Raw genomic sequence first — 276 nt, 5'->3', positions numbered from 1 at the left:
CTTTACGAAGCATTTCATCTTCTTTTACTGTTTCTTCTTTTTCTTTTAATTTACGTTCTAATTCTTTAATATACGCCTCTTGTTCAGAGATTTTGTCATTCAGTTCTTTTTCTCTTGATTCAAATTCTTTTTCTTTTTTTGTTAATTCGATTACTTTTTCATTCGCAAGCTTTTCTTTTTCAATGGCTTGATACAAAGCAGAATCATCTTTATTTAGATATTCATCTCTTAGCTCTTTATATTGTTTCGCCATCATACAAATTAATAACGATGCAC

The 276-nt window shown here is 28.3% G+C and carries 1 pseudogene; it reads right to left on the bottom strand.

The features are described 5' to 3' along the window. Nucleotides 1-276: pseudogene (locus MR160_RS34320) on the bottom strand (hypothetical protein); the annotation flags it as partial.

Source organism: Bacillus cereus group sp. BfR-BA-01382, from assembly GCF_022663475.1.
Classification (GTDB): Bacteria; Bacillota; Bacilli; order Bacillales; family Bacillaceae_G; genus Bacillus_A; species Bacillus_A thuringiensis_S.
This window is presented reverse-complemented; position numbering and strand designations above follow the sequence as displayed.